The sequence below is a fragment of the Occallatibacter sp. genome (assembly GCF_036502485.1).
Lineage (GTDB): Bacteria > Acidobacteriota > Terriglobia > Terriglobales > Acidobacteriaceae > Telmatobacter.
The window spans coordinates 1-26,856 of the sequence record NZ_DASXYM010000156.1 but is presented as its reverse complement, the minus strand read 5'-3'; the positions used below and the strand labels follow the sequence as shown (position 1 = coordinate 26,856).

General features: G+C 61.3%; 25 protein-coding genes. 11 read left to right on the top strand and 14 right to left on the bottom strand.

Going from position 1 to position 26,856, the window contains the following annotated elements:
- Nucleotides 1-3: 3 nt before the first annotated feature.
- Nucleotides 4-1,038, top strand: coding sequence for a hypothetical protein (locus VGL22_RS19675; protein WP_465268664.1), 1,035 nt, complete (start codon nt 4-6; stop codon nt 1,036-1,038).
- A 70-nt stretch (nt 1,039-1,108) separates the two neighbouring features.
- Here VGL22_RS19675 and VGL22_RS19670 read toward each other — a convergent pair whose 3' ends face one another.
- The 3 genes from VGL22_RS19670 to VGL22_RS19660 form a co-directional block, all read right to left on the bottom strand.
- A complete protein-coding gene (locus VGL22_RS19670; RefSeq protein ID WP_465268663.1) occupies nt 1,109-1,570 on the bottom strand; it encodes a hypothetical protein in 462 nt (153 codons plus the stop codon).
- A 222-nt stretch (nt 1,571-1,792) separates the two neighbouring features.
- Complete coding sequence (locus VGL22_RS19665) at nt 1,793-2,767, bottom strand: MBL fold metallo-hydrolase (protein ID WP_465268662.1); 975 nt, start codon at nt 2,765-2,767, stop codon at nt 1,793-1,795.
- An 85-nt stretch (nt 2,768-2,852) separates the two neighbouring features.
- Complete coding sequence (locus VGL22_RS19660) at nt 2,853-3,278, bottom strand: VOC family protein (RefSeq protein ID WP_465268661.1); 426 nt, start codon at nt 3,276-3,278, stop codon at nt 2,853-2,855.
- A gap of 179 nt (nt 3,279-3,457) precedes the next feature.
- Between VGL22_RS19660 and VGL22_RS19655 the strand changes: the two genes are divergently transcribed.
- On the top strand, nt 3,458-4,432 hold the full coding sequence (locus VGL22_RS19655; RefSeq protein ID WP_465268660.1) for a hypothetical protein: 975 nt from the start codon (nt 3,458-3,460) through the stop codon (nt 4,430-4,432).
- Between the two features lie 17 nt (nt 4,433-4,449).
- On the opposite strand, the gene VGL22_RS19650 is transcribed toward VGL22_RS19655, so the two are convergent.
- The 4 genes from VGL22_RS19650 to gap form a co-directional block, all read right to left on the bottom strand.
- On the bottom strand, nt 4,450-5,076 hold the full coding sequence (locus VGL22_RS19650) for a hypothetical protein (protein WP_465268659.1): 627 nt from the start codon (nt 5,074-5,076) through the stop codon (nt 4,450-4,452).
- A gap of 172 nt (nt 5,077-5,248) precedes the next feature.
- Nucleotides 5,249-6,463, bottom strand: a complete 1,215-nt coding sequence (locus VGL22_RS19645) for a phosphoglycerate kinase (protein ID WP_465268658.1) — start codon at nt 6,461-6,463, stop codon at nt 5,249-5,251.
- Nucleotides 6,464-6,484: 21 nt separating this feature from the next.
- Nucleotides 6,485-6,892, bottom strand: a complete 408-nt coding sequence (locus tag VGL22_RS19640; RefSeq protein ID WP_465268657.1) for a RidA family protein — start codon at nt 6,890-6,892, stop codon at nt 6,485-6,487.
- A 144-nt stretch (nt 6,893-7,036) separates the two neighbouring features.
- The gene (gene gap / locus VGL22_RS19635; protein ID WP_465268656.1) at nt 7,037-8,041 is read right to left on the bottom strand and encodes a type I glyceraldehyde-3-phosphate dehydrogenase; all 1,005 of its coding nucleotides are present in this window, start codon (nt 8,039-8,041) and stop codon (nt 7,037-7,039) included.
- A gap of 375 nt (nt 8,042-8,416) precedes the next feature.
- Between gap and VGL22_RS19630 the strand changes: the two genes are divergently transcribed.
- Together VGL22_RS19630 and VGL22_RS19625 are read left to right on the top strand one after the other, a co-directional pair.
- A complete protein-coding gene (locus VGL22_RS19630) occupies nt 8,417-9,334 on the top strand; it encodes an AAA family ATPase (RefSeq protein ID WP_465268655.1) in 918 nt (305 codons plus the stop codon).
- Between the two features lie 384 nt (nt 9,335-9,718).
- The gene (locus VGL22_RS19625) at nt 9,719-10,243 is read left to right on the top strand and encodes a DinB family protein (RefSeq protein ID WP_465268654.1); all 525 of its coding nucleotides are present in this window, start codon (nt 9,719-9,721) and stop codon (nt 10,241-10,243) included.
- 118 nt (nt 10,244-10,361) lie between these two features.
- On the opposite strand, the gene xseB is transcribed toward VGL22_RS19625, so the two are convergent.
- Entirely contained in the window at nt 10,362-10,589 is a 228-nt protein-coding gene (gene xseB, locus VGL22_RS19620) for an exodeoxyribonuclease VII small subunit (RefSeq protein WP_465268653.1), read from the bottom strand.
- A 179-nt stretch (nt 10,590-10,768) separates the two neighbouring features.
- Here xseB and VGL22_RS19615 point away from each other — a divergent pair, with 179 nt between their 5' ends.
- Entirely contained in the window at nt 10,769-13,282 is a 2,514-nt protein-coding gene (locus VGL22_RS19615) for a TonB-dependent receptor (protein ID WP_465268652.1), read from the top strand.
- Between the two features lie 613 nt (nt 13,283-13,895).
- Here the strand turns inward: VGL22_RS19615 and VGL22_RS19610 are convergent.
- Nucleotides 13,896-15,761 carry a bifunctional homocysteine S-methyltransferase/methylenetetrahydrofolate reductase gene (locus VGL22_RS19610; RefSeq protein WP_465268651.1) on the bottom strand — a complete coding sequence of 622 codons (1,866 nt, stop codon included), beginning with the start codon at nt 15,759-15,761 and terminating at the stop codon, nt 13,896-13,898.
- A gap of 256 nt (nt 15,762-16,017) precedes the next feature.
- On the opposite strand from VGL22_RS19610, the gene VGL22_RS19605 reads away from it, so the two are divergent.
- From VGL22_RS19605 to VGL22_RS19580, 6 genes are all read left to right on the top strand, one after another.
- On the top strand, nt 16,018-17,442 hold the full coding sequence (locus VGL22_RS19605; protein WP_465268650.1) for a hypothetical protein: 1,425 nt from the start codon (nt 16,018-16,020) through the stop codon (nt 17,440-17,442).
- 85 nt (nt 17,443-17,527) lie between these two features.
- Nucleotides 17,528-18,292 (top strand): bacillithiol biosynthesis deacetylase BshB1, encoded by a 765-nt coding sequence (gene bshB1 / locus VGL22_RS19600; protein ID WP_465268649.1) that lies wholly within the window; start codon nt 17,528-17,530, stop codon nt 18,290-18,292.
- An 87-nt stretch (nt 18,293-18,379) separates the two neighbouring features.
- Nucleotides 18,380-18,922 carry a DUF421 domain-containing protein gene (locus VGL22_RS19595; protein WP_465268648.1) on the top strand — a complete coding sequence of 181 codons (543 nt, stop codon included), beginning with the start codon at nt 18,380-18,382 and terminating at the stop codon, nt 18,920-18,922.
- 2 nt (nt 18,923-18,924) lie between these two features.
- Nucleotides 18,925-19,464, top strand: a complete 540-nt coding sequence (locus tag VGL22_RS19590; protein ID WP_465268647.1) for a hypothetical protein — start codon at nt 18,925-18,927, stop codon at nt 19,462-19,464.
- A gap of 12 nt (nt 19,465-19,476) precedes the next feature.
- Nucleotides 19,477-19,914, top strand: a complete 438-nt coding sequence (locus VGL22_RS19585; RefSeq protein ID WP_465268646.1) for a DUF421 domain-containing protein — start codon at nt 19,477-19,479, stop codon at nt 19,912-19,914.
- A 9-nt stretch (nt 19,915-19,923) separates the two neighbouring features.
- Nucleotides 19,924-21,366 carry an MFS transporter gene (locus VGL22_RS19580; RefSeq protein WP_465268645.1) on the top strand — a complete coding sequence of 481 codons (1,443 nt, stop codon included), beginning with the start codon at nt 19,924-19,926 and terminating at the stop codon, nt 21,364-21,366.
- Here the strand turns inward: VGL22_RS19580 and VGL22_RS19575 are convergent.
- From VGL22_RS19575 to VGL22_RS19555, 5 genes are all read right to left on the bottom strand, one after another.
- The gene (locus tag VGL22_RS19575; protein ID WP_465268644.1) at nt 21,340-22,374 is read right to left on the bottom strand and encodes a hypothetical protein; all 1,035 of its coding nucleotides are present in this window, start codon (nt 22,372-22,374) and stop codon (nt 21,340-21,342) included. The two genes, VGL22_RS19580 and VGL22_RS19575, sit on opposite strands and share 27 nt — an antisense overlap.
- Before the next feature lie 209 nt (nt 22,375-22,583).
- Nucleotides 22,584-23,696, bottom strand: a complete 1,113-nt coding sequence (locus VGL22_RS19570; RefSeq protein WP_465268643.1) for an ABC transporter permease — start codon at nt 23,694-23,696, stop codon at nt 22,584-22,586.
- Nucleotides 23,693-24,742, bottom strand: a complete 1,050-nt coding sequence (locus tag VGL22_RS19565; RefSeq protein ID WP_465268642.1) for an ATP-binding cassette domain-containing protein — start codon at nt 24,740-24,742, stop codon at nt 23,693-23,695. Before VGL22_RS19565 ends, VGL22_RS19570 begins: the two co-directional genes overlap by 4 nt.
- A complete protein-coding gene (locus VGL22_RS19560; RefSeq protein WP_465268641.1) occupies nt 24,739-25,806 on the bottom strand; it encodes an HlyD family secretion protein in 1,068 nt (355 codons plus the stop codon). The genes VGL22_RS19565 and VGL22_RS19560 overlap by 4 nt, the downstream gene beginning before the upstream one ends.
- The gene (locus VGL22_RS19555; RefSeq protein WP_465268640.1) at nt 25,803-26,534 is read right to left on the bottom strand and encodes a TetR/AcrR family transcriptional regulator; all 732 of its coding nucleotides are present in this window, start codon (nt 26,532-26,534) and stop codon (nt 25,803-25,805) included. Before VGL22_RS19555 ends, VGL22_RS19560 begins: the two co-directional genes overlap by 4 nt.
- Nucleotides 26,535-26,856 lie beyond the last annotated feature (322 nt).

Genomic DNA, 26,856 nt, shown 5'->3' with positions numbered 1-26,856 from the left:
TTTATGACAGGCGAAACCTACAAGCGTCCGCTCAATGTGTCCTTTCGGCGCGGCTCCCGCGCCGAGCGCGTCTACCGCGAGCGTGCGGGACTGCCGCAGACTGAAGCTCTCGCTCCCGGACTGAAGCCGCACAAAACGCATGACCTGCATTACCACGGCGGCAAGCTCATTGCTGACCTTCACTTCAAAAACTTCTACGTCGGCGGGACAGCATGGCACAAGTCGGATAAAACCCATATCGACGCAGCTCTGTCCGCCGCCATGGCCGACGAACACCTCAACAACGTGATGCAGCAGTACTTCCCGGGCGCGATCTCAACCACGTTCGATGGATCGGAGGCGCTGCCCGGCAATCCTCCAACGACCGTCTCGCAAACCAGCATCGAGCAGATGCTGACCACCGCAGCCAACCAAGGCAAGCTCGCCGGCAGCGACCTCAAATCCACCGTCTTCAATTTCATGCTGCCGCCGGGAACCGTCCTGAACGACGACACCACCGGCTCCGGCGCCAAATCGCACCAGGAACATGACCCCGCCGACGCCAGGAAGAAAAGCCCCGTTCCCCTGGATGACGATGTGGATTCGCTGCATGGACTGGGCGGCTACCACGGCTCCATTCATCTCAATGGGCAGACGATCTACTACGCGGTAGGGGTCTACTCGCAGGTTGAGGCCAACGGCACTGAGAACGGAATTCCCGTCTTCGACAAGCCTTGGAAGAACGTCGTGGCAACCTTCTATCACGAATTGAACGAAGCGCGCACCGATCCGGACGTCGAAGACGCCATCCGCGCCGGCAACGATCCCTCGGCCATCAAGTTCCTCGGCTGGACATCGAAGCAGGGAGAGGAGTGCGGGGATTACCCGGTGTTCGAAGCCGGAAACGACCTCCAGCTTGTCTTCCAGGAGGTGGAGCTGACCTCCGGCAAAGGAACCGTCCCCGTGCAGTTCCAGTATTCGAATCACGCGCATGGACCGGAAGGCCCGGTCACCATGCCTGATCCAAAGTCGCACACCACCCTGCCGCAGCCGGCGTAAGCCGCTGTAATGTCCAGAAAGTGCAGAGGCCTCCCATCGCGGGAGGCCTTTGCTCGAGCAGACGCAGGGCTTATCGCGAGCGCAAGGAACGAATCGCAGCCGGAAGGTGCTCTTCAATCACCCTGGCTCGTTCAGCCGCAATTCCCCCAAGATATGTGGGCGCGGGCGTAGCCGTCAGCACAAGTGCCAGCGCGATCACTGAGAAGATCAGCCCGGCCGTTCCCGCCGACAGCAGCATGTGGTACATGTCGGAAATGTCGAGCCCCAGGATGTTGAACGCGACGTGCTCCAGCGGCTTGATATGTTTCACCACCGCCAGCGCGAAGAGGAAGAACACAACCGCCAGCGAAGTCAGCACAGCAAGGGTGCCGTCCAGGCTGCGGTGGAATTTCAGCCGCGAGCGGCAATGCGCGCAATCGAGGAAGTGCTGCTCATAATCCCTGCGCATCTCGGGAGAGATCCCCGAGATGTCGTACCGCCAGCTGGCGAGAATTGCGCCAACGACGTGATCATTGCATCGGGTTCTTGGCATTCGTATCACTCACCTTAATGAAGAAAATTTGCTATCCCGGCGCAAAAGAACATACGCGGTCTGCGGCGCCAAGGTTCGCCCCTTGGATTTACGATGCCCGACCGGCACATCGCGTGGCCCCCAGGTGCGAGGTGCGCCAGACTGCTCCGCCTCGACGTCTGTGCGCCAATCCCCGAAAAGTGCAGAGTGATGACCGTCCCCTTACTATTGTAACCTGTTTGCTTAAAAGCGGATAGGGGAAAGTGGCTCGCTCTGGTCCGCCAGGATCAACCGGTTTGCGATCAGGCTGGCGTGGTTGCTGAGAGCCCGTTCCGCAGCCACCCTGGCCAACTCCGGACAATTGTTGCTCTCTGATAGATGTCCCAGAATGACGTAAGTTGCGTAACCGTCGTAACCAGACGCAAGGTATTCCGCCGCTGCGTCGTTTGAAAGATGCCCCACCCGCGACAGCACCCGTTGCTTCACCGGCCACGGATACGGCCCGTCACGCAGCATTTCCAGGTCGTGGTTGGACTCCAACATCAACAAATCCAGCTTCTTGAGCTGAGCCTTCACATTGGGCGGCATATATCCCAGATCCGTTGCCAGCGCCATCCGCACCCCCTCCGCCTCAAAGACGAATCCGACCGGGTCCGTGGCATCGTGGGGAATCGTAAACGGACTCACCGCAATATCGCCGATGCGAAAAGGCTTGCCGGCTTGGAAGTACTGAACAGAAGGAAGCCAGGAAGGATCCGGCTTGGGTTTCTCCGGTTTCGCCGGCTCTGTTGCCGAGACCTGCGCGGCGGGTTGCGGTTCGTCGGCCGTTTCACCCTCACTGTCGTCGCAGTCGCATTCCACCGGCTCCGCCTCGGCCTGACGGGCGGCAGCCTCCTGGCGGCACTGCTCCAGCCACTGGGCGTACGTCATCTGTCGCCGCGGCGTAAGCCAGCGTATCCACGCCCGGTGTGTGGCTTCGGTGAAATAGACAGGAATGCCAAGCTTGCGCGCCGTTACCGCCACGCCGTTGACATGATCCTGATGCTCATGAGTCACGATGATGGCGTCGAGCGAGGCGGGATCTTCGCCGGCCGCCGCCATGCGCTTGAAGAGTTCGCGACAGCTCAGCCCGGCGTCGACCAGGATGCGGGTGTGTCCGCCGCTGACAACCGCGCTGTTGCCCTTGGAACCGGAAGCCAGCACTGTGAAGCGGACCATGCCTTGAGCATACAGCCAATTCTCGTGGACGGAGCGGCAGGTGTTTACCAGAAGGAGACGGGGGGCCCGGCGCGCTTCAGTGGGACTACTTCGGCATAAACTCCGGGCGGTCAGGCTGCGGGACCTCGCTCATCACGCCAATGAGGTTCTCGTCAGGATCCTTGAGGAAACACATCCAGAGATCGTGGTCAGGCATTTTGGCGATCAGGTGGGGCCTGTCCACCAGGTTGACGCCGCGCCCCTTGAGTTGCTCGTGAACGGCGTGGATGTCTTCTACCTTGAAGTACAGGACGGTGCCCCCGCGGGGCTGACCGGCTTCGCTGTTGCTCAGCATCAGGCGGATGTCGCCGCACTGAAAAAAAACCAGCGGCCCGGTCTCGAAGAGGAAGCGCATGCCCAGCGTGTTCAGGTAAAAGTCTTTGGCGCGGTGCAGGTCAGTGACGGTAATCGCAATCTGCGCAATCTTTTCCAATTGGACGACTGACTCGGGTGTGTGGGACTGATAGCTCATGGCGGCGGCCTCGCTCTGGCTTTTCTCAGCTACACAATACATCACGCACGAGCAACAAAGCTGCATCACAGTCCTGAACCGGACCATTTCAGAGTTCAGTAAAGGGTCGAACCGGTCGCAACCGCATCTGCCTGCATCCCACAATGCAGCCCTGTTGCCCGGGGCCCCTGAACGTGCCCATGTTTCCCTTCAAACGCAGTTCCCTTCTGCTTGTGCCACCGGTCCTCTATTGCGCCGCGCTCTTCTGCGCCACTCTGTTCTTTCCGGAGGACGCAACAACGGAGCAGCAGGCCGGTACGTCCAACCCGCGCGACCGCGTCGCGATTGAGATGGCCAACGTGCTGTTTCGCTACTCGCCGGAGCTGGCGGTAAGCATTGTGCGACTGCAAGGTGAGTTGCTGCCCGCGCCAGGCCATGCAGTGGTGAGCTTCAACGATCCCGCATCTTTTCTCGTAGCAACCGACGCTGCCGAAATGCGCATGAACATGGCACAGCTTTCCGCGTTGATGAATTCCTGGCTGCTGCGCTCCCCCAAGGCTCAGCTGAAGAATGTCCGCATCGCCGCGGAAGACGGCCGGCTCCAGATCCATGGAACCATGAAAAAGGGCTTGCACATTCCGTTCAGTTCCACTGCCACCGTGAGCATCAGTAACGACAACCGCATCCGTATCGCCGTGGAGAAGGTCAAAGCCGCCGACCTGCCCCTCAAGGGCTTCATGGATGCGCTCGGCATGAGCCTCGATGACCTGATCAGCCAGAAAGGCCTGCAGGGGCTGTCGGTCGACAAGGACGCATTCCTCATCGATCCGCAGACGGCCTTTCCCCCGCCTCAGATTCGCGCCAGAATCGCCGGCGTAAACATCGTGGGGCAGAACCTGGTGCTCACATTCGGCCGCGGCGCTCCCCAACTCAAGCCGCGGCCCTGGAAGAACTACATGGCCATGCGCGGCGGCAGCATGCAGTACGGGCGCGAACAGATGTTTGACTCGGATCTGACCATGATCGACTCCACCCCGGCGGACCCGTTCGAGTTCTACCTGCACGACTACTGGTGCCAGATGGTCGCGGGCAGCATCAAAGCGCAACCGGACAAATCAATGCGTGTATACGTGCCGGATTATTCGAAAATGCCCAAGGGCGCATGCCGGCGATGAGGCTGCGCTAACAGGGCCTATTCCCCCGGCCGCGATAGCTGGACGGACGCGGCATCCGGCGGTACTTCGCCGTTGAAGAACGCTTCACGCTGGTCGGGATCTCCAAGGTCCATCTTGAAGTGGTGCCACGTTCCATCCTGGAGTACCGCCATGTTCCACGGACCTGAAACATGATCGGAAAACTGCCACACGATGTGGTAGCCCTCTTCGTTGGTAAAGCCCTCGTTATCTGCCTGAATGATCGCTTCGCCGCGCTCCCAGAGTGCAGAGCGCAATGCATGCAGGGCCGCCGACCCCTCCTCAGACCCCGCTCCCTGCAAGTGCTGGAAGGCGTAAACCGTCTTCACATCCGCGAGAAATTCGTGCAGCCACTCGACACCCGACTGCGGCTTCGCCTCCACTGTGTCTTCAATGAAGTCAGCGATTTCATCCTGGCCCAGCGAGCCATCCTCAACTGGATTCCGCTCCAGCACTGCGATCTCAACCTCGCCATCACCGGAGAGAAGCAACGACTCCCACTCTTCTGCCGTGCCTTCTTCAAGCGTGAGTTTGCAACCGTAATGGTTGCCGCGGAGAATCTCCGCGAGTTCCGCAATCGAAGGGAAGTCTTCCTGCTTTGAGAGAACACGGGTGTAGTAAGGCACGGATGATCTCCTGCTTAGAGATGTAGCACGCGGACGCGAAATCCGAGGCCTTCACAACCTTGGCTCCGCGCAACCTGGTTCAAGGCTTACACCCTCGAAATCGCTAAGACATGTCGCGCGATCGTCGGCGCCGGGATTCTGAGGCCCGGCCGCCTTCGTGACCACGTTGCAGCTATTTATCCGTCAGCGCTTCCACCCCGGGCAGCTTCTTGCCTTCAAGAAATTCAAGCGAAGCACCGCCGCCCGTGGAGATATGGGTGATCTGGTCGGCAACGCCGGCCTGATTGATGGCGCTGACCGAGTCGCCGCCGCCGATGATCGACGTCGCTGCCTTGTTGGCCGCGACTGCATGGGCGATGGCGTTGGTGCCCACCGCGAAGGTAGGAAATTCGAACACGCCGGCGGGGCCGTTCCACACGATGGTGCGCGCGGTCGAAACCACTTCCTCGATGGCCGCAACCGAGTTCGGTCCAATATCGAGCCCCTGCCAGTCAGCCGGAAAGTTCTTGCTCGAGTCCCACACCTGCGTCTTGGCGTCGTTCGCAAAGCTGTCAGCCAGAATGTTGTCCTTGGGCAACAGCAGGTTCACACCCTTGGCCTTCGCCTTTTCGAGCGTCTCCTTGGCGAGTTCGATCTTGTCCTCTTCCACCAGCGACTTGGCAGTGGACACGCCGAGCGCGCGATAGAACGTGTACGCCATGCCACCCACAATCACCAGCGTGTCGACCTTGTCGAGCAGGTTCTGGATGACGTCGATTTTGCCGGAGATTTTCGAGCCGCCGATGATCGCAACGAACGGCTTCTCGGGATTCTCCAGTGCCTTGCCCAGATAGGTGATCTCCTTCTCCATCAGCAGGCCGGCAACAGAGGGCTTCAGGTAACGCGTGATGCCTTCCGTCGATGCATGGGCGCGATGCGCGGAGCCGAAGGCGTCGTTCACATAGATCTCCGCCAGGCCGGCAAGCTTTTTGCTGAACGCCGGATCGTTGGCTTCCTCTTCGGCGTGATAGCGCAGGTTCTCAAGCAGCAGCACCTGGCTCGACTCAAGCTGGCGCGCCATCTCTTCAGCAACCTCGCCCACGCAGTCGGGCGCAAAGGCCACGTTGACCCTGTCGCCAATCTGCTTGTCGAGCAGCTCGCGAAGACGGTCCACCACCGGGCGCAGTGAGTACTTCGGATTGGGCTTGCCCTTTGGACGCCCCAGATGCGAAGCCAGGATCACCTTGGCCTTGTGGCGCAGCGCATATTCGATGGTGGGCAGCGTGGCCACGATGCGCGTGTCGTCGGTGATGGTCGAGCCGTCTTCCGTAAGCGGCACATTGAAATCCACGCGAATGAAAACGCGCTTATTCGTCAGTTCGATGTCGCGAATGCTGAGTTTGGACATGGAATCCTCAGTGATCGGTTGTCAGTTCTCAGTTGTCAGGGAACGCCCGGCCGGCGGTGCTTCCGGGATCACGGCGTCGAATTCAATTTCGATGCGCCATGCAGGATTGAGGAGCGCGGCGACGACAACCATGGTGGCGGCGGGGCGGATGGCGCTGAAGAACTCGCCGTGCACGCGGCCAACGGCCTCCCAATCCTCGCCATGCGTGAGATACATGCGGGTGCGCACGACGTGGTCAAACGATGCGCCGGCTTTGGTCAGCGCCTGTTGAGCAATCTCAAAGATGCGGCGCGTCTGCCCGGCGGCATCTTCGTTGTCGGCGCCCACTGGCCCGGTGCCGGAAACATGAACAGCGTTCCCCACGCGGACTGCGCGTGAGAAGCCGATGATGGGCTCGTAAGGTGATTCGCCGCTGATGTTCGTGCGCATGGGAGTCAGAGGACAGAGATGAAAGCAGAGAACGAAGATCAAAAAACAGAGATGAAGCCAGACATCAGGCAACAGAGAATCAGGTCGGAGAACAGGGCCGGCGTTAAACCTGCCGATCCCCGTTCTCTGATGGCTGATCGATGTTTACAGTCCCTTGGACACCAAAAAGCCGATGAGGTCTACGACGCGGTTCGAATAGCCCCACTCGTTGTCGTACCAGCTCAGCACCTTTACGCTGTTGCCGATCACCTTGGTGAGAGGACCATCCACGATCGAGGAGAGCGGGTTGCCCTTGAAGTCGGAGCTGACGAGCAGGTTCTCGTCGTATCCCAGAATGCCCTTCAGTTCGCCTTCCGCGGCAGCCTTCAGAGCTGCATTCACAGACGCGACGTCGGTGGTCTTCTCGCTGATGAAGGTCAGGTCGACGATGGAGACGTTGGGCGTGGGAACGCGCAGGGAGAAGCCGTCGAGCTTGCCGGCGGTCTCAGGGATAACCAGCTTGAGAGCCTTGGCAGCGCCGGTGGAGCTGGGAATCATGTTGATGGCAGCGGCACGGGCGCGGCGCAGGTCCTTGTGCGGGAAGTCGAGGATGACCTGGTCGTTGGTATAGCTGTGAATGGTGGTCATGATGCCGCTCACGATGCCGAATTCCTTGAGGAGCACCTTGACGACGGGCGCGAGGCAGTTGGTGGTGCAGCTCGCGTTCGAAATGATGTTGTGCTTGGAGGCGTCGTACTTCTCCTGGTTCACGCCCAGCACGAGGGTGATGTCTTCGTTGGTCGCCGGGGCGGAGATGATGACCTTCTTCACCGTCGCGCCCAGATGCGCCTTGGCCTTGGTGGCATCCGTAAAGTGGCCGGTGGATTCAACCACGATCTGCGCACCGACTGAAGCCCAATCCAGCTTGGCGGGGTCCCGCTCCGCCCAGACCTTGATCTTCTTGCCGTCAACGGTGATCGAATCCGCGTCGGCGCTGATCTCGTTGGACAGATTGCCCAGAATTGAGTCGTACTTGAGCAGGTGAGCCAGCGTTGCGGGGCTGGTCAGGTCATTGACCGCGACAAATTCGATTTCGGGATTGCCGAGAGCGGCGCGCAGAACGTTGCGGCCAATACGGCCAAAGCCGTTGATGCCAACCTTCACTGCCATGTGTGAGTTCTCCTTCTGAAGCCTGGTTAGAAACTGGATTGAAAACGTGGCGTTCGGCGGTTACGAAAACGGCCTTGCAGGCGATTCCACCAAACCCTTGATCCTATCACTGCTGTCAACGCGAACCAAAACTGCCGAGCGCGGTTCGTACCGCCGTTCACCCAACAAAAACCGCTCAACGCTAGTTTGCATCGCGAGGCATAGAAAGGGATGTGACAAAATGCACAGCCCTCTCCGGCATGCGCGAACCCGCCACCCGCCACGGCTACACACCCCCCGCGAGGACGACTTGCCCGCTCGAATCGCTGGCCTCATTTGCCGCGTCAAAGCTCGGTGCGTTATACCGTTAGTAACTCTTTGGGGTTGAAGGGCGGAATGAGAAGACGTTCGAAACGCGCACCCAATCTGTCAGAATCCACGGGCAAAATCGGACAGGAGATTCCCACAAATCAGCCGGCGCCCCTGGTGCCCAGCTACCTTGACCAGCCCCCCCTCACCCGTCCCTCCGCTCCTCCACAGGAGACCCGCCGGCCCGTGCAGGAACCGCGCCCCGAGCCGAGGCCGGAGGTCCGGTCCGCGTCACGCTCCGAATCCAGATCCGAGTCCAAACCCGAATCCCGAGCCGAAAGAAGGCCGGAAGCGCCACCCCAGCCGCCTTCCCCGTCCCGCCAGGCCCGGCGCGAAGATTCGCGGCCCGCAACGCCTGCGCGCCAGCCCCGCCCGCAACCGGACTACAACCCTCGTACAGCCCCGGGAAAGCTGGAACTCGAAACCCAGCCCGACATTCCGTCGCTGCCCTCAGCCGAGCCGCAAGCCGCCGATCGCTCCGCGCAGGCGCCCAAGGGCTACGTGGTGCTGGCCATCGGCCTTCCCGGCTCCGGCAAAACTACATGGTTCCGCCGCCGCGGCGTCACCCCGCTCTCCAGCGACCTGCTGCGCAACATCCTCTTCGACGACGTCGAAGAACAGCGCTACCAGGGTCTGGTCTTCTCCACGCTGCGTTCCCTGCTCCGCGCACGCCTCATCGCCAAAATGCCGTGGAACTACGTGGACGCGACGAACCTGTCCGCGCACGAACGTCGCCAGTGGATCAAAATGGCCAAAAGCTTCGGCTACGAAGTGCAGGCAGTGTTCTTCGATGTGCCTCTCGAAGTCTGCCTGGAGCGCAACCGCTCCCGCGACCGCTCCGTCAGCGAAGAAATCATGCGCAAAATGGCCGAACGGCTCAAGCCCCCCGTCTTTGAAGAGGGCTTCGCAAAAATCACCGTAGTCCGGGTCAAGAGCACCGCCTGAAGCAGAGCCGGCAACCGGCACTCGTTGCCCGTTAGACGGAACCGACCGGCTTTCCCCAGGCCGCCGATCTGTCTTCGTTTACTCCTTGAAACTCGCGGTCTATCGTGCTGACTTCTTCGCCGGCCCGTTGGGATTTTCAACCCGGTGAACGCGGCTAAGGTGAAGTATGGCTTCCCCAACTCAACAGAGGGATCAGGGAAGTTTTGCTTTGAGAAGGGTCATGGATGACTTGCACACCGGCATAGATAACCAGCGCAATCTTCCTCGTCCTCGACACGATGAAATCTGGTTCAGCCTGAATGACTTCAGCGCACACCCTCCATCGAAGGCCCGCTAGCGAGACCGCTGTCTGAACCCCCGTCCAATCGGCGCTAACATGATCAGATGAGCGCTTCCCCCACCCCGGCCCCCTACACTGAACCCTGGCTCCGCGGCACCCACACAGACGTTCCCGCCGTAGCCCGCGCCGTGCTCCACGCCCTCGAACTCTCGCTCGACGACATCCGCAAATGGACCGGCGGCCTCAGCGACCCCGAAGTCCACGCCAGACCGCTCGGCCTGCCCGCCGTCGCCTTCCACATCAAGCACATTGCGCGCTCCGTTGACCGCATCCTCACGTATGCGGAAGGCAGCCAGCTCAGCACCGGCCAGCTCACCGCCATGAAGGCTGAGCAGGCCGGCGCTGAAACCCTCGCGGAGCTCCTCAGTGAACTCGAAGCATCCTTCAGCAGCGCGGCCACGCGCATCCGCACCCTCGCCGGCGGTAATTACGATGACCCGCGCGGCGTAGGCCGCAAGCAGCTGCCCACCAGCATGGGCGGCGCGCTCATCCACGTAGCCGATCACACCCAGCGCCACACCGGACAGGTGGTCACCACCGCCCAGGTGCTGAAGGCCCTCCGCTCCTGAGCAAAACTCGGCCTTTCCCTTGCAATCGCGCCAAGTCGGATGGTACCGCTGCAGGCGTAAACAAAAGCAGACGGCTGGTTCTCAAGCCGATGCCTCCCAGCTGTCCGTCTCGCTTTCTCTAACTCGACTTATCCGCCGGAAATTTCTCGGTCTTCAGCGCCCCGTCGCGCTGCCGGATCAACAACTGCACCTTGCCCTCGGCGGTCTCCAGTTCCTCCTTGCACACCGCCGACAACGCCACACCCTCTTCAAATAACTTGAGCGAATTCTCGAGCGGCATATCGCCCTTCTCCAACTGATCGACAATGATCTCGAGCTTCTTCAGCGACTCTTCAAACGTGGGCATTGCGGCGCGCTCCCGTGGAACCTGCAACTATTCTATGGGCGCGGGCCGCGGTTGCCGAAATCCGCCTGCCTGCATCCAAACCCGTTGGCTCCACCTGAAAGCTCAGTCGGTTTTCATGCCGATTTTCAACCGCAGCCGTCGCACGCCTGACCGGTCAAACCAATAGAATGAAGAGTCTCGTGAAACCAGCCTCGGCCGTAACGCGCGCTTTCAAAGCCGTTTGTGCGGCGTCCCTCATCCTGTGGGCCGGCATGGCCGCGGCGCAAGCCAATCCAGACCCTGCCCCTCCCACGCCTGACACACCCGGCCCCCAGCGCATTACCCTTACCGTCATCGACGAAAATGGCGCCGTCGTCCCCGCTGCACAGGTTTTCATCGAGGAGCCCGGCAACGCCCCCCTCCACCTCTCCACCGACGTCAGCGGCCGCGCCACCTATCCCATCGAATCCTCTGCACCCTACTCACTCCGTGTGCAGAAACCGGGTTTCTATGAGTCCGTCCTGACCACCGCCAACCCCACAGACCACAACTTCCGTCTCGTTCTCACCCATGAGCAAATGCTCGTGCAGCAGGTCGATGTCTCCGCTTCACCCACTGAAATCGATACCCAGCAGGTATCCGACAAAACCACCCTCGCGCTCCCTGAAATCATCAACGTTCCCTACCCCACTTCGCGCGACATCCGCAACCTGCTGCAGTTCTTTCCCGGTGTCATTCAGGATGAGCAGGGCCAGATCCACATCGCCGGCTCCGAGCAGTGGGCCACCCTCGACCTGCTCGACAACTTCGACATCCGCTCCCCCATCAGCGGCCAGCTCGCCATGCGCTTCAGCCCTGACGCCCTCCGCTCCATCGACCAGCAAACCACGCGCTACCCCGTGCAATACGGCCGCAGCACCGGCGGCGTCGTCGCGTTCTTCACCGGCATGGGCGATAACAAATTCCGCTTCAACGCCACCAACTTCCTGCCCTCCTTCCACGATGTAAACGGCATCCGCTTCGACAAGTTCGTTCCCCGCGTCACCTTCAGCGGTCCCCTCGTTCGCGATCGCGCATGGTTCTTCAACGGTCTGGAACTCGAATACGACAACATCTATGTCAAGGAGCTGCCCACCGATCAAAACACCAATACCGTGGCCCGCGGCAGCAATCTCTTCCGCGTCCAGTTCAACCCCACGCCCCGCAATATCATCAACACCGGCCTCTTGTTCAACGACTATCACGCGCCCTACGCCGGCCTGTCCGCGCTCGTTCCCCGTCCCAGCACCACCCACGCCGACATCATCGCCTGGCTGCCCTACATTCGCGATCAGCACACCTTTTCCAACGGCGCCCTCTTCGACCTCGGGCTTGCCATCACCCGCTTCCGCGACGGATATACGCCCCACCCCGGTCCCCCCTACGCGCTCACGCCCGAACTCTCCCAGGGCAGCTACTTCGAGAACCTCATCAGCCACTCCCAGCGCGTCGAAGCCAACGCCATCTTTTACCTCCCGCCGAAACACTGGAAAGGCCGCCATGACCTGCAGGCCGGCGTCGATCTCGATCGCATCGCCTTCGACGAGTCCTACCGCCGCGCCCCCGTCAATTACCTGCGTGAAGACCGCACCCTCCTGCGCCAGAGCACCTTTCCGCAGATCGCTCCCTTCACCCGCCACAACGTTGAATCCGGTCTGTACATGCAGGACCGCTGGACCCCGCGCACCGGCCTGCTCATTGAGCCCGGCCTGCGCGTCGACTTCGACGAAATCATCAGCAGCCCCGTCGTCTCCCCGCGACTCGCCGTCGTCTTCTCCCCCACCCACGCCGTCAACGCCACCAAAATCTCAGCCGGCATCGGCATTTATTACGAGCACACCCAGCTCGAATATCTGGCCCGCGCCCTTGCCGGCATCCGCTACGACACCTACTACGCCCCCGACGGCATTACCCCCACCACTCCGCCCCTCCAGACCGCTTTCACATACAACGACGAGAACCTCAAGGAAGCCCACGCCCTCAATTGGAGCCTCGGCCTTGAGCAGCGTCTTCCCCACGCCATCTACTTCAAAGCCAATTACATTCAGAAGCACGTGGACCACGAGTTCACCTACGTGAACCAAACCGCCCCCGGCGCGCTCTCCGGAACTTACTTCCTCACCAACAGCCGCCATGACTACGACAACGTAGTCTCCGCCGAAGCGCGCCACACCTTCTCGGGCAACTACACCCTCTTCGGCGCCTACACGCACTCCCTGGCGCACACCACCGCAGCCATCGACTACCTGCCCACCGTCTCCTGGCTCGGCCCCCAGCAGAGCGCCCCCCTCGCCTGGGATGTCCCCAACCGCGTCCTCTCCTGGGGCTGGCTTCCTTTTTATCTGCCGTGGTTCCGCAAAAACTGGGACTTCGTCTATACCTACGACTGGCGCACCGGCTTCCCCTTCACGTCCGTCAATGCCAATCGTGAAGTGGTCGGCCCGGTCAACGGCCAGCGCTTCCCCAACTTCCAGTCCTTCAGCCCCGGACTCGAATGGCGCTTTCACTTCCGCGGCATGTACCTCGGCCTGCGCGCCGTCATGGAGAACGCCACCGGAACCGCCAATTACTCAATCGTGAACAATGTGGTCGACTCCCCGCAGTATCACCAGTTCAGCGAGCCTCTGGGCCGCGCCGTCACCGCCCGCATCCGCCTCATCGAATCCAAGAAGTAGACAATCGTTCCACCAGAACCTTGTCCCCCTCAAAGCCTGCCGGCCTTGACCACAAAGGCCTTTGCGCAGCGCACGCGCCCATCACCACCCGTGCCCCATCCTGTCGCCTTTTTCCTGGCGACATGGCGGGAAACCGCAGACCTCGCCCCCGCCCACTTCCCACCCCGCAAAACCTTGTCATCCTGGAGAAGCGCAGCGACGAAGGACCCGCTTCTAAGAACCACCCGCAACCCGGATCCCGGGTGCCCCATCCTCGCCGCGCCTCTGTTCTTTCGGCTAGGGTGGGAGAAAACGAACACCCATCAACCTGTGACACCCGACACAGCCACCCCGTGCGAATCGGAACATACTAATCTCCGCCACACTCTCGGGAAAGCTATGCTCTCAACTACACCCGCGACGCAATAATTACTACATAGTTACCTAGTTCCCCTTTTTTGGCGTTTCACCCTGCACAACTACTTAACTTATACATAAATATAGACTTACATATTCAAACCCTGTGATCTATCTCACCATTTAAAATGCCAAACCACCAAGGCACCCCTCTCCTCACCCAATTTGCGCGAAACGGGAGGATCGGGTCACGTAATTTACTGGTAAACACTCAGAATCACGACGCCGGCTGCGACACCACGCTCGCAATCACCTCGGCCGCATCCGCATACCGGCGCTGAGGCACGCTGAGCTGCACGCCCTGCACATACGGCCGCACCGCCTCCAGCATCTCCTGCGCAATCCGCACGCCTTCCTTCTGCGCCGCCTCCGGCGTCCCCGCCTGCGCCATGCGCAGCATGATCCACTCCGGCACCGCCACGCGCACATCGTTCTTCATGAACTCCGCGTTGCGCAGGCTCGTCAGCGGCCAGATCCCCGCAATCACCGGAATCCGGTAAAACTCGATGCGGCGGATAAACTGCTCCAGCAGTGAAAGATCAAAGACCGGCTGCGTGATCACATATTCGGCGCCCGCTTCCACCTTGTACCGCAGCCGCCGCAGCTCGTTCTCGATATCCGGCGCGCCGGGATTGGCCGACACCCCAATCGTGAAGTTGGTGCTTGCGCCCATCGGGTTCGCCCCAATATCAAGGCCATGATTCAGCCTGCGCACCACGTTCACCAGGCCAATCGAATCCACGTCGAACACCGCGGTCGCATCCGGATAATTGCCCTGCTTGGGCGGATTGCCTGTCATGCACAGAATGTTGCGCAGCCCCAGCGACGCCGCCCCCAGCAGATCGGACTGAATGCTCAGCAGGTTGCGATCGCGGCACGTGTAGTGCACCACGGTTTCAATCCCCACATGCTGCCGAATCTGAATGCACAGGCTCTGCGCGCTCATCCTCGCCGCGGCCCGCGGTGAGTCCAGCACGCTGATGGCATGTACCCCACGCTCGCCAAGCAACCGCGCCCCATCGATCTCGCCCGAGCACTCGATCCCGCGCGGCGGAATCATCTCCGCCAGCGTGACAAAGACGCCCTTCTCCAGCAGCAAACCGAACGCCGAGCGCTCCCCCATCTTCAGCGGCGGCGTCTCGCTGCTGATCTCAATCACCGCTCCCGTGTCGCCTGCGTACGCTTCACCCTCGTACGCCCGCGTCGCCGCCCGCATCGCCCGAATGTGATTGGGAGTCGTCCCGCAGCATCCGCCCAGAATCTGCGCCCCCGCCGCCAGTGCCTTCCTTGCGAAGCTCGCCATGTACTCCGGCGTGCAGAAATAGATGTTGCGCCCTTCCACCGCCCGCGGAAGTCCGGCGTTCGGCATCGCCGCGATCGGCAATGATGTAGCCGCCCGCATGGCTTCAATCGCCGTCAGCACCGTCGAAGGGCCCGTGGAGCAGTTCACGCCCACCGCATCCGCGCCCGCTTCCGCCAGCACCGCCGCCGCGTGCGCCGGCGCTGCCCCGTCCAGGCAGTTGCTGTCGTCGTCCACCGTTACCATCACCAGCACCGGGCGGTCCGGCGCCGCCTCGCGCGCCGCCAGAACCGCTTCCCGCGCTTCGTTCAGCGCTGGCATGGTTTCGATAATGATCATGTCCACGCCGGCAGCAACCAGCGCTCTGATCTGCTCCTCGAAAGCCGCCCGCGCCTCGTCCAGGCCGGTCTTTCCCAGCGGCTCCAGTGGAACCCCCAGCGGACCCACCGTTCCCGCCACCCAGGCGTCCCCGCCCTGCTTCTCCTTCAGCCCGTCCAACGCCTGCCGCGCAATGCGCACTCCGGCAGCATTGATCTCCGCCACCTTCCCGCCCAGCCCGTAACGCGCCAGCCGGAATCGGTTCGCACCAAACGTGTTGGTCTCCAGAATCTCCGCGCCCGCCTGAAGATAATCCTCGTGAATCGAAAAAATCAGTTCGGGATCAGACAGGTTCAGTTCCGCGTAGCACCGGCTGATCGGCACCCCGCGCGCGTTGATAACTGTGCCCATGGCGCCATCAGCCAGCACCGGACGGTCGCCAAAAATGTCAGAGAAGGCAGGCATCGTGCATTCATGCTACCTCATTCCGGCTCCGCACCCCCCCAGCCGCCGGCCGCGCCGCAGGCATGGTTGCTTTGTTATACTTCGGGAGTCAAACGCATTGTCGGGGAAAGCTTTTTTGACCATAGGCCCGGGGGAGTTTCGCCTGCGGGTTCAGGGCGCCTCCGCACGTCAGTCTCGTTGCAGCCGCGCCTAAGGTCAGCGGATGCTGGAACCCATTCCGTCGAGGTAAGGGATTTTGAAGAAGAGCAGTCTTTGGTTGAGCGCCGCCGCGGCCCTCGTCATCGCCGTCGCGCTGGCCGGATGTGGGCAGACCACTTACTTTGCCGGCCGTTCATTGCCACCCAGCAGATTGACCAACCGCGTCCTGGTCGCCATCCAGAACCCCGGCGGCCTTAACCGCGGCGCGCTGGAAATCCTGGACGGCTATTACGATACCCGCTTCGCTTACAACAGCACCACCAAAACCTTCGTCGTCTCTGGGTATTCGGGCGCATTGCCCAGCTCCATCCAGAACATGCCGGAAGAGCAGCTCGGAGTCATCTACGGCTCCGGCGATGGCAGCCTCGCGCTCATCGATTACCAGAAAGAATCCACAGGCGGCACTCAGAGCGGCCTCAATGGCGCGTCCTCCAGCATTTACATGACCCGCAACAAGGGCTACGTCTTCGCTGCCAGCCAAAGCAGCCAGGTCCTCACCGTCCTTGACCGCAACCTCGGCGGCAGCTATGCCCTCAGCCTCCCCGGCGTTTACCGCGTCAGCGTAAACCCCGGCGGTACCGCTGCCCTGGCCTTCGTGCAGAACTCCAACTACGCCTACTATCCCGTGCGGCTCAACGGCTCGCAGACCATCGCCTACTCCGGCGGACCCGCCACCTGGCCCAAAGCTGCAGTGGATTGCGAACCCCAGAACGCCCCCGGATGGTGCCTCTACCAGGCGCAAAGCCCAGACAGCACCGATGCCACAGGAACCTACACCGGCCGGCCGCTCCTGTTTGATCGTCCCGTCAAGGCCGTGTTCTCCAACGACGGCGGCACAGCTTACGTCCTGAGCTGCGGTCGCGAGTGTGGCGGCACCCACGCCGGTATAAACCCGCTCCCCGTCGCCCCCCTGATCTTCCAACCCAACCAGGCCTCCGGAAAGCTCCCCACCCGCGAGACGCTCAACACCATCGCCATCGCCGGCGGCGCCAGCAACGCGCTCATCGACAGCTCCACCATGTACGTCGTGGGCCAGCAGCTCCAGAAAGATGGCCTCTTCGCCGGCCGCCTCACCACCGTCAACCTCAACAACCTCTCGGTCAGCGCCCCCGTTTCCATCAGCGATGGCGAGCCCGGCGCCGTCAGCCGCATGATTGAATCCGACGACAACACCCTCTGGATCGGCATGAGCAAATGCACCAACGGAGAGCGCTTCGCCACCGGCCAGGACTATGGCTGCCTGACCATGTTTGATACCTCGGCAGGCGCAGTCAAGCTCATCGAGCCCTTCCACGGCGACGCAACCGGCATCGCCTCCGTCACCGGCCTGCACAAGATCTACACCGCCGAGGGCGGACAGGTGTACATCTATGTGACCTCCGATGGACATGCCCTCAACAATCAGTACGTCACCGTGACCGGCACCGCCTACGACGTCGCCTACATGGACGGCCTGAGCGATGCCAACAACACCGTGTATTGACAGCCGTCAGCCCCTCAGCTTTCAGCCTTCAGCTCATTGGTTGCAGGGTTTGCTGACGGCTCACCGCTGAGGGCTGAAAGCTTCTATGGCATCCCCCTTCGCCGCCGACATCCTTGCCATCGCCGCGCACCGCGATGACGTCGAACAAACCTGCGGCGGAACCCTCCTCCGCTCCGCCGCACGCGGCCTCCGCACCGCCATCCTGGACCTGACTCAAGGCGAGGCCGGAACCCGCGGCACCGCCGAAGACCGCGCCCGTGAAGCCGCTGAAGCCGCCCGCATCCTCGGCGTAGGCTGGCGCCAGGCCCTCGACCTGCCCGACGGCGCAATCGCCAACACCCACGAAAACCGCATCAAAATCGTGCGCGTCCTGCGCGAACTCCGTCCCCGCGTCGTCATCCTCCCTTACTGGCAGGCGCGCCACCCTGACCACGCCATCGTCGCCTCCCTCGGCTATGAGGCCTGCTTCCTCTCCGGCCTTGCCAAAATCGACACCGGCTCACCACCCGAGAACCATGGCGACAGCTCTTCGTCGCTGGGGTGGAAGCCGCATCGGCCCTTCAAAATCGTCTACGCCAGCCTCTACGCCGACGTGCGCCCCAGCTTCGTCACCGACATAACTCCCTTCATCGAGCAGCGCCACGCCTCCCTCATGGCCTACCGTTCCCAGTACGCCAACCAGGCAGCCGGCGGCGCTCTCTTCGTTCCCGAAGAAGAAATTCGCGAGCGCACCTTCGCTGAGGCGCGCCACTATGGCCTGCTCGCCGGCGTCCTCTATGGCGAGCCCTTCGTACAAAAGGAAATCGGCCTCGTAGACGACCTCACCCTCCTTTCCGTGCAGTCCCTCTGACCCGGCACTCCCACCCTCTCTTTCCCTCTTCTCTTCCTCGGCAACCTTCGCCCCGCCTCTGCCCTCTTATGCAGTCAGCAAGCAGCCATGCGTTTCATACGCCCCGGCTGCCCTGCAACTTCAACCGGAGAGATCCTGCGCGTGGCATTCTTCATCATCCTCAGGGCTGTGTTCGGATATCTCTTCCTGGTATTCATGGTGCGCATCGTCGGCCGCCGTCCCGGCAAGCAGCTCACGCCCTTTGAATTCGTATTGATCTTCTACCTCGGCGGACTGACGCTCACCGGCCTCGTCGGCACAGAAATGTCCCTGACCAATGCCGTAACCCAGATCATCACCGTGGCGCTCTGCCACTACATACTCACGTGCCTGCGCATTCGGTCTGATACCTTCGCCAAAATTCTCGACGGCACGCCGCTCGTCCTTCTCGACAATGGACGCTGGCGCACGCGCACCATGAGCAACATGCGCCTGCAGGACGACGATGTCATGGACATGGCTCGCGAACAAGGCATCTCTGACCTCTCCGGAATCCGTGTCGCCGTGCTTGAAACCTTCGGACAAATCACCATCATCCCTGCCGGGAACAACAAAGAAGAGAACACCGGCGAATCGGGAAACGCAGGTTGATCATGTCAAACCTTCCTTTTGAATCAGAAGTTGCTGATAGTGTCTCCAAAGCCGAGAACAAGGTCGCGGTCGGAGAAGATCTCGAGTTTCAACGCAAGTGGTGGCGCTTTGAGCACATCGCCTGGTCCATCCTTTTAGCAATCGTCATCGTCGATCTGCTGGGCGGCTTCGGCCGTGGCTGGCTTGCCCGAGCGCAAAAAAGCACGCCCGATCAAGCCATGACGCTGCACTACGAGCGCATTGCCCGCGCCAGCACGCCCTCCGTCATGACCTTTCAGTTCACTGACAAGGCCATCCATAACGGCCGCATCACGCTGTACGTCAGCGACTCCGTGGTCAAGCCTCTCGGCGCCCTTCGCATTGCTCCGCAGCCTGCCCTGTCCAGCATTGGCGATGGAGGAATCACCTACGTCTTCGACGCAGGAAAAGGCCCGTCCACGGTGCAGATCCAGCTGCAGCCGTCGTTCCCCGGCGCCCATCCATTCACCGTCCACGTCGAAGGCGAACCGCCGGTCCACGGCAGCGTCTTCGTCATGCCCTGAGGCGCCGCGTCCATGGCAACCGTCCTCCACGCCGTCCTCGGATACTTCCTGCTGCTGTTCACCGTCCGCATCCTGCGCCGCCGCGCCGGCGCGCAGATGACCATGTTTGAGTTCGTGCTCATCTTCCTCATCGGCGGCATCATCATCATCTCCACTGTGGGAAATGATCGCTCCGTCACCAACTGCACCTGCGCCGTCATCGTCGTCGGATTCATGCACCGCGCGCTCGCCTATGCCAAAAGCAAAAGCCCCCGCGTCGGCGCCATCGTTGATGGAAGCCCGGTCATGGTAATCCGCAAAGGAGAGTGGCAGCAGGAGATCATCTACCGGACAGGTCTTCGTCGCGAAGATATCGAAGCGGCCGCGCGCGGAATCGGCGTCACCCGCATCGAAGATATCGATTACGCGGTCGTCGAGCGCAACGGACACATCAGCGTAATTAAAAAGTGAGACCGCGCCATGCCCGACCCTCAACAAAACTCCATCGTCGAGACCGACATTCCCCAGCGCCTCGATCGCCTGCCCTGGTCCCGCTGGCACGCACGCATCATCTTCGCGCTCGGCACTTCCTGGCTGCTCGACGGCCTTGAAGTCACCATGGTCGGCTCGCTCTCCGGCATCCTCGAAAGCAAAGCCGGCCTGCACCTCACCGATCCCCAGGTCACCGGCGCCGCCACCACCTATCTAGCCGGAGCAGTCGTGGGTGCCCTGCTCTTCGGCTACCTCACTGACCGCCTCGGCCGCCGCAAACTCTTCCTCGTCACGCTCACCACCTACTCACTCGCCACCATCGCCAGCGCGTTCTCGTGGGGACTCTTCAGCTTCTCTCTGTTCCGCTTCTTCACAGGTGTCGGCATCGGCGGAGAATATGCAGCCATCAACTCCGCCGTCGATGAGCTCATCCCCGGCAAAGTCCGCGGCACCGTCGACCTGCTGGTCAACGGAACCTTCTGGGTCGGCGCAACCATCGGCTCGCTTGCCGCCATGTTCCTGCTCTCCGGACATCTCCCCCAGAACACCGGCTGGCGCTATGCCTTCGGCGTCGGCGGATCGCTCGGCATCCTCGTGCTCATCCTCCGCCTGTTCGTGCCGGAGAGCCCGCGCTGGCTCATGCTGCGCGGCAAAGAAGAACAGGCCGGCAAGATCGTCGCAGACATCGAGAACCGCGCCAGCCGTGGCAATAAAAACAGCCTCCCCAAACCCCAGGGCGAAAAACTCAAGATCAGCGTCCGCGACCACACGCCGCTGCGCGAGATCTTTGCGAACATGGCCGGCGAGAATCGCAAGCGCTCCATCCTCGCCCTCATCCTCATGGCCTCGCAGTCGTTCTTCTTCAACGCCGTCTTCTTCTCGTATGCGCTCGTGGTCAAAAAGTTCTATCACGTCGGCGACCGCGATCTGCCCATGCACCTTTTGCCGTTCGCCATCGCCAGCTTCCTCGGGCCGCTCATCCTCGGCAAGCTCTATGACTCCATCGGCCGCAAGCCCATGATCACCATCAGCTACGGCCTGTCCGGCATTCTGCTGGCCGCATCCCTCTTCCCCTTCGCCAGCGGCATGCTGGGCGCGCGCGGCATGGGCATCTGGTTCAGTTGCATCTTCTTCATCGCCTCGTCCGCAGCCAGCGCCGCCTATCTCACCGTCAGTGAAATCTTCCCGCTCGAAATCCGCGCCTTCGCCATCGCCATCTTTTACGCCATCGGCACCCTCATCGGCGGTGTGGGCGCACCGTTCCTCTTCGGCGTACTCATCGCCACCGGTTCGCGCCCGTGGGTCGCCTTCGGCTACGGTCTCGGCGCCCTCTTCATGATTACCGGTGGGGTGGCTGAGCACTTCATCGGAGTTGAAGCCGCCGGCAAGAGCCTCGAATCCATCTCAAAGCCTCTGCAGAGTCGCTCCTGACTCCGCGGACGAACTCGCTCCGAAGAATGCGTGGCGCGCACGCTTGCCCGACGACTGCCACCGCCGCACCACCTCATACACAATCACCGTGGCATACGTCACCGTGATCCAGAGCAGCACTTCCTCGATGGGCAGATCGCTCCACGCCGTGATGTAAATCCCGAGCATCTCGCGATGCTGAAAACCCCACCATCCGTAAGGAAGCCCCAGCGTCGCCTCCCACAACAGGCTCATCAGCAGAATAAAAAACAGCGTCAGGCTGAGCGCCCTCCAGTTAATTACGGGAAGCGCCGAAGGCAGCAGCAGCGCCGAAGGCCCCAGCGCCGCCACCACGAGAAAAAGGAAATATCCCGGAAACCCGCCGTCGTGCACAAACACGCGCCGCAGCACAATTGCCCCTGCAATCAGCACCACCCCTGCAATGAGCGAAGGCGCATGAAACTGCAGCAACCGTTTGAAATTCGTCCGCTCCGCCGCGTTCACCGCAATGCTGTACGCCGCCAGCCAGTACTCATCCAGCCAGATATACAGCAGCAGCACCGCGCAAAATCCCGTGAAGTAGAAGAGGTACTCTTCAACCGGCACGCCGCCTCCCAGCGCCGGCATAAGAACCTGCAGGGTCGCGCGCGGATTGGGAAACGTCAAAAACGAGTGCGCGAAAAAGAAGTCCATTCCCGCCCCCAGCGGAAATAAAAGCGCAATCGTCCGCACCACGGATCTCTTCGAAATATGCAGATGTTCGCCCGGCACCAGCCAGAACAGAATCGTCACAATGGGCGCCACAAACAGCAGCAGGCTCACCGTGTATCCGTAGGGCGAAGTTCCCTCCGTCAGCGGCGGAACCTGCGGAGAAATTCTTACGGTATGCAACGTGAGCCCGGCAGGCACGCTGATCATCAGCAGCATGGCAAACACAAGCAGATAGCTGGAACGCTGCGATCCACCTTGCAATTCAGCTTGCGATCCAAGCTGCGAATCGGCTTGCGAATCAGGACCAGTACGCATCATCGACCTCCAGCGCGCCTTGGAAGCGAGGTGTGGCTGCATTTATAGCATCGCCCTTGCCGCGTTGTCCCTACCCACTCTTCGCCGCTGAACAAACAGGCGGTCCATCCTCCCACAAGGAATGGACCGCCTGTATTGTCTTCCGGCCGCTTGCTTCCGGAAACCCTGATTCCTGAACCCTGACCCCTGAACCCTGACCCGATCCCTGCCTCTTACAGCGTTCGCTTGAACAACGGCGTAGCGATCAGCAAAGTTCCAATGCCAAACGTAAACAAAAACAGCAAGTCCCACTGGATCGCCACGAACCCGCCATCCTTCAGCAAAATTGCCTTCAACCCGTGAATGGCGTACGTGAACGGATCCACCGACGCAATCGTCCGCAGCCACTTGGGAAACGCCGACACCGGGGAGATCGCGCCCGACGGGAAAAACAGCAGCGTATTCAGCACGCCAAACATCGCGCGCGGCACCAGCGGATCGTCCACCCGCACCATCATCAGGAACATCATTCCGTTGAACGCAAGCGACGTCCCCAGAATCAGCAGCAGTAAATTCAGCACCGCCCAGGGATTGAAGATCGTTCCCAGCCCTGACATCAGCGAACCAATCACCGTAAGCGAAATCCCCGCCAGCACTGCCTTGATCGCCCCCGCCGCATTCAGGCCCATCACCAGTTCCAGCTTGCTGATCGGCGTCACCAGGTAACCCTCGTGCACGCCGCGCGCCTTGTCGTCGATGTACAGCATCCCGCCGCCAATCATCACCGAGATATACATCGCCAGCGCAATCGACCCGGCCAGCAGGTACTTCATGTACTCCATGTAGGGATAGATCTCCACCACGCGCAGCGCGATATCCTTCACCACCCGCTGCTCGATCACCGGCTTGTTCAGCGCATCCACCATCAACTGCATCTCGCCGACGATCGCATTGCTCAACACCGCGTCGCTGTTGTCCACCACCAGCCCCATGCGCGGGGCATCCTTCGCGTACACGCGCCGCGAGAACTGCGGCGGAATGATCACCGCCGCGTCTACCTTGCCCGTGCGCACATCCTCGCGCGCCTCCATCTCATTCTCGTAAGGAAACGTCTTGAACGTCGCGATGTTCACCGCAATCGAGTCAAAGGCTTCCTTCACCTTCACCGCCTGCGGCCCGTGATCTTCATCCACCACCGCCACGCGCGCGTTCTGCACGTGCCCGCCCATCGCATGCCCCAGAATGATCAACTGCACAATCGGCAGCATCATGCTCATGATCATCAGCACCGGCGATCGGAAAAACTTGCGCATCTCGCGCTCCACAATGGCAAGGAACCGATTCATGCATTCACTCCTGGCCGCGGTGGCATCTGGAACACCGCCTTCACCTGCTCATCGCGCAACTGCCGCCCCGTATAGTGCACAAACACGTCGTCCAGCGAAGTATTCTGCACGCTCAGCGAACTCAGTTGCTCCCCAAGCCTGCTCGCCATCTCCACCAGTTGCGTCGTCGTCTGCGATCCGTTTGAAGTCAGCACCCGATACACGCCGGCAGACTGCGACTGCACCTCCGTCACGTCCGTCAGCGCCTCCAGCCGCGCCTTCCAGTCATCTGACTCGCGCGCAAACTGCACTTCCACCACATTCGATCCCGGCACGCTCTGCTTCAGCTCCACCGGCGTGCCCAGCGCCACCAGTGTCCCGTGGTCCACAATCGCGATCCGGTCGCACAACCGGTCCGCCTCTTCCATGTAGTGCGTGGTCAGCAGCATGGTCAGGTTGCGCGTCTTCTTCAGGTTGTTCAGCATCTCCCACACCGCAATGCGGCTCACTGGATCAAGGCCCGTCGTCGGCTCATCCAGAAAAAAGATGCGCGGATCATGCACCAGCCCGCGCGCAATCTCCAACCGCCGCCTCATGCCGCCGGATAGCGTCTTGGTCTGCGCGCCCCGCCACTTCGTCAGGTCCACCGCCTCCAGCACCGCGGCGATGTTCTTCTCACGCTTCTCCTTCGGCACTGAGTAAAGCTTCGCGTAGATCAGCAGATTCTCGTAGACCGTCAAATCCTGGTCGCTCGTCAGCGCCTGCGGAATCACGCCAATCATGTTGCGCACCGCGTTCGGCTCTTTGGTCACGTCGTGCCCCGCAACCAGCGCCCGCCCCGCCGTCACCGGCATCAGCGTCGTCATCATCCGGATCAGCGTGCTCTTTCCCGCTCCGTTCGGACCCAGCAGCCCAAAGATCTCGCCGTCCTTTACCTCGAATGTGATTCCCTTCACCGCCTCGAACGCGCCATAACGCTTTACGATGTTCTCCACCGCAATTGCGAATGGAGCCGCCGTCGCCGGCGCTCCCCCCTCCTGCGTCCTGGCCTTTCGCACTGCGCTCATTGCTTCACCAGCTTTGCCTTCGGAACAAACACGTCGGCTGTCATGCCGGGCACAAACTTCTCCCCTGCATTCGGGATCAGCAGCTTCAGCCGCACCGTCTTGATGTCGCGCTTGCGTCCGCCGTTGATGTCGCGCTGCGTTGCAAAGTCAGCCTCGGTGGCCTTGGTGATCACCTTGCCGTCAATGCTCGCGCCGCTCGGCAACGCCACCCGCAGACTCTCGCCCACCTGCACCGCATCCGATTGCGTCTCCGGGATCGGCGCATATACCCACGTCTGCGTCAGGTCCATGATCGTCACAATCGTCTGCCCCGCCGTCACCACCTCGCCCTGCCGCGCAGCCCACACATCCACCCTGCCCGTCACCGGCGCGTACACATTGGAGTAGCCCACCTCCACCGCTGCCTGCTGCGCCAGCGCCTTCGCGTTCTGCACCACTTCGCGCGTCGATGCCACCGTCTTCGCCGCCACCGTTGCCTGCATCTCGTGCGCCCGAGCCTGCTTCAGCGCGGCATCCGCCGCCGCCACATTCGCCTTCGCCGACTGCACCGCCGCCTGGTCCGCCTGCAAAGCCGCGGTTGCCACGTCGCTTGACTGCGCGCTCATGATTCCCTGCTTCGCCAGCGCTACCGTTCTCTGCGTGTCTGCCTGCTGCTTGGCCAAATTTGCTTCCGCCTGCGCCAAAGCCGCCTGCGCCGCCGTTACCTGCGCCTGTGCGTTCACGGTGGCGTTGCTGGTCTCGCCCTTCGTCTGGCGCTCAGTCTCCATCGTCTCGTTCAGCTTCTGTTGCTGGCTCGCCACCGTGGCCTCGGCCGCCGCGTGGGCCGCCGCCAGATCGTTGCTCTCAATCACCGCGATCAGTTGCCCAGCCTGCACCTGGTCGCCTTCCTGCACCAGCAGCTTCTCCACCCGCCCGGGAATCTTCGCGCTGACCTGCACCTCATTCGCATCCACCGTGCCAATCAGGTGCAGATCCGGCGAAGGCCTCGCCGTCACCAGATACCAGATCAACGACCCCAGCGTCAGCAGCCCCAAAATCATAAAAACGCGATTACGTGGATTCACGCCTTCCTCCCCATAAATGGCCACGACCCGGAAATCTCCGGCATCGGCGACTCCGCCAGCACACGCTTCGCAACCTCGGCGCCGTGCTGTCGGTCCGTAAAAATTGCTTGTCCCAGAAAATGCACAACCTCTTGCCTGCGCTTCTTCAGCACATCCGGATCCAGAGGATCAACCGGCATCACCTTCCGCCAGATCGGCGCGCTCATGAAATAGAAGACATTCGCGCCCAGCGTCGACAGGTGCATCTGCATCCAGTCCACATCAATCAGCTCGCCCGACGCGATCCCCTCCCGCACCAGCGCCTGGTACATCGACAGCATGGGTGCGAACACCCGCTTGATCACGATGGAAATCCCGCTCGACTCGCCCTTGTGCAGCCGGATCATTTCCTGCTGCATCATGCTCTGAAACTCCTGCTGCCCGATAATGCGGTCGAAATGATTGAGCGCCGTCCGCACAATGCGCTCACCCGCCGAGCCCGAACTCAGAAATACCGCCAGCGAGCTGTCGCGGATCCGTTCGGCACTCAGCTCAAGCGCCGCCAGGTAAAGTTTCTCTTTGCTTTCAAAGTAGTAGTACAGCAGCGCCTTGTTCACCCCGGCAGCTGTGGCAATCTGCTCCGTTCTCGCCCCAGCGAGGCCATGAGCAGCAAACTCCCCCAGCGCGGCTTCCAGGATCCTGGTCCGCGTCTCGGCAGAACGATCGGATTGTCCAACGGATTCCGGCATTTCCCCAACTAACCGTTTAGTTAAACTAACTAGTTAGTAAAATACCCCACCCCGCTCCACGCCGCAAGCCCCTTTTCAACGACCCGTCCTTTGGTTCGAACTGAAAAGGGACCTCCCGCGCCAGCCCCAGACCGTTCCGCTCTGTTGCAAATCAATCAATCGCCGATATGGGAAGCGGGACAGGTGAGCGGCCGTCATTCAAAGCACAATTGTCAAAATCTTTCGATGCATTTACAGCCCGCCACTCAGGTTTTAGAATTCACTCTTTCCGACTGATTTGAATCGCGCCACGCAACTTCCCGGCTGGGAACGCAGGCGCGCT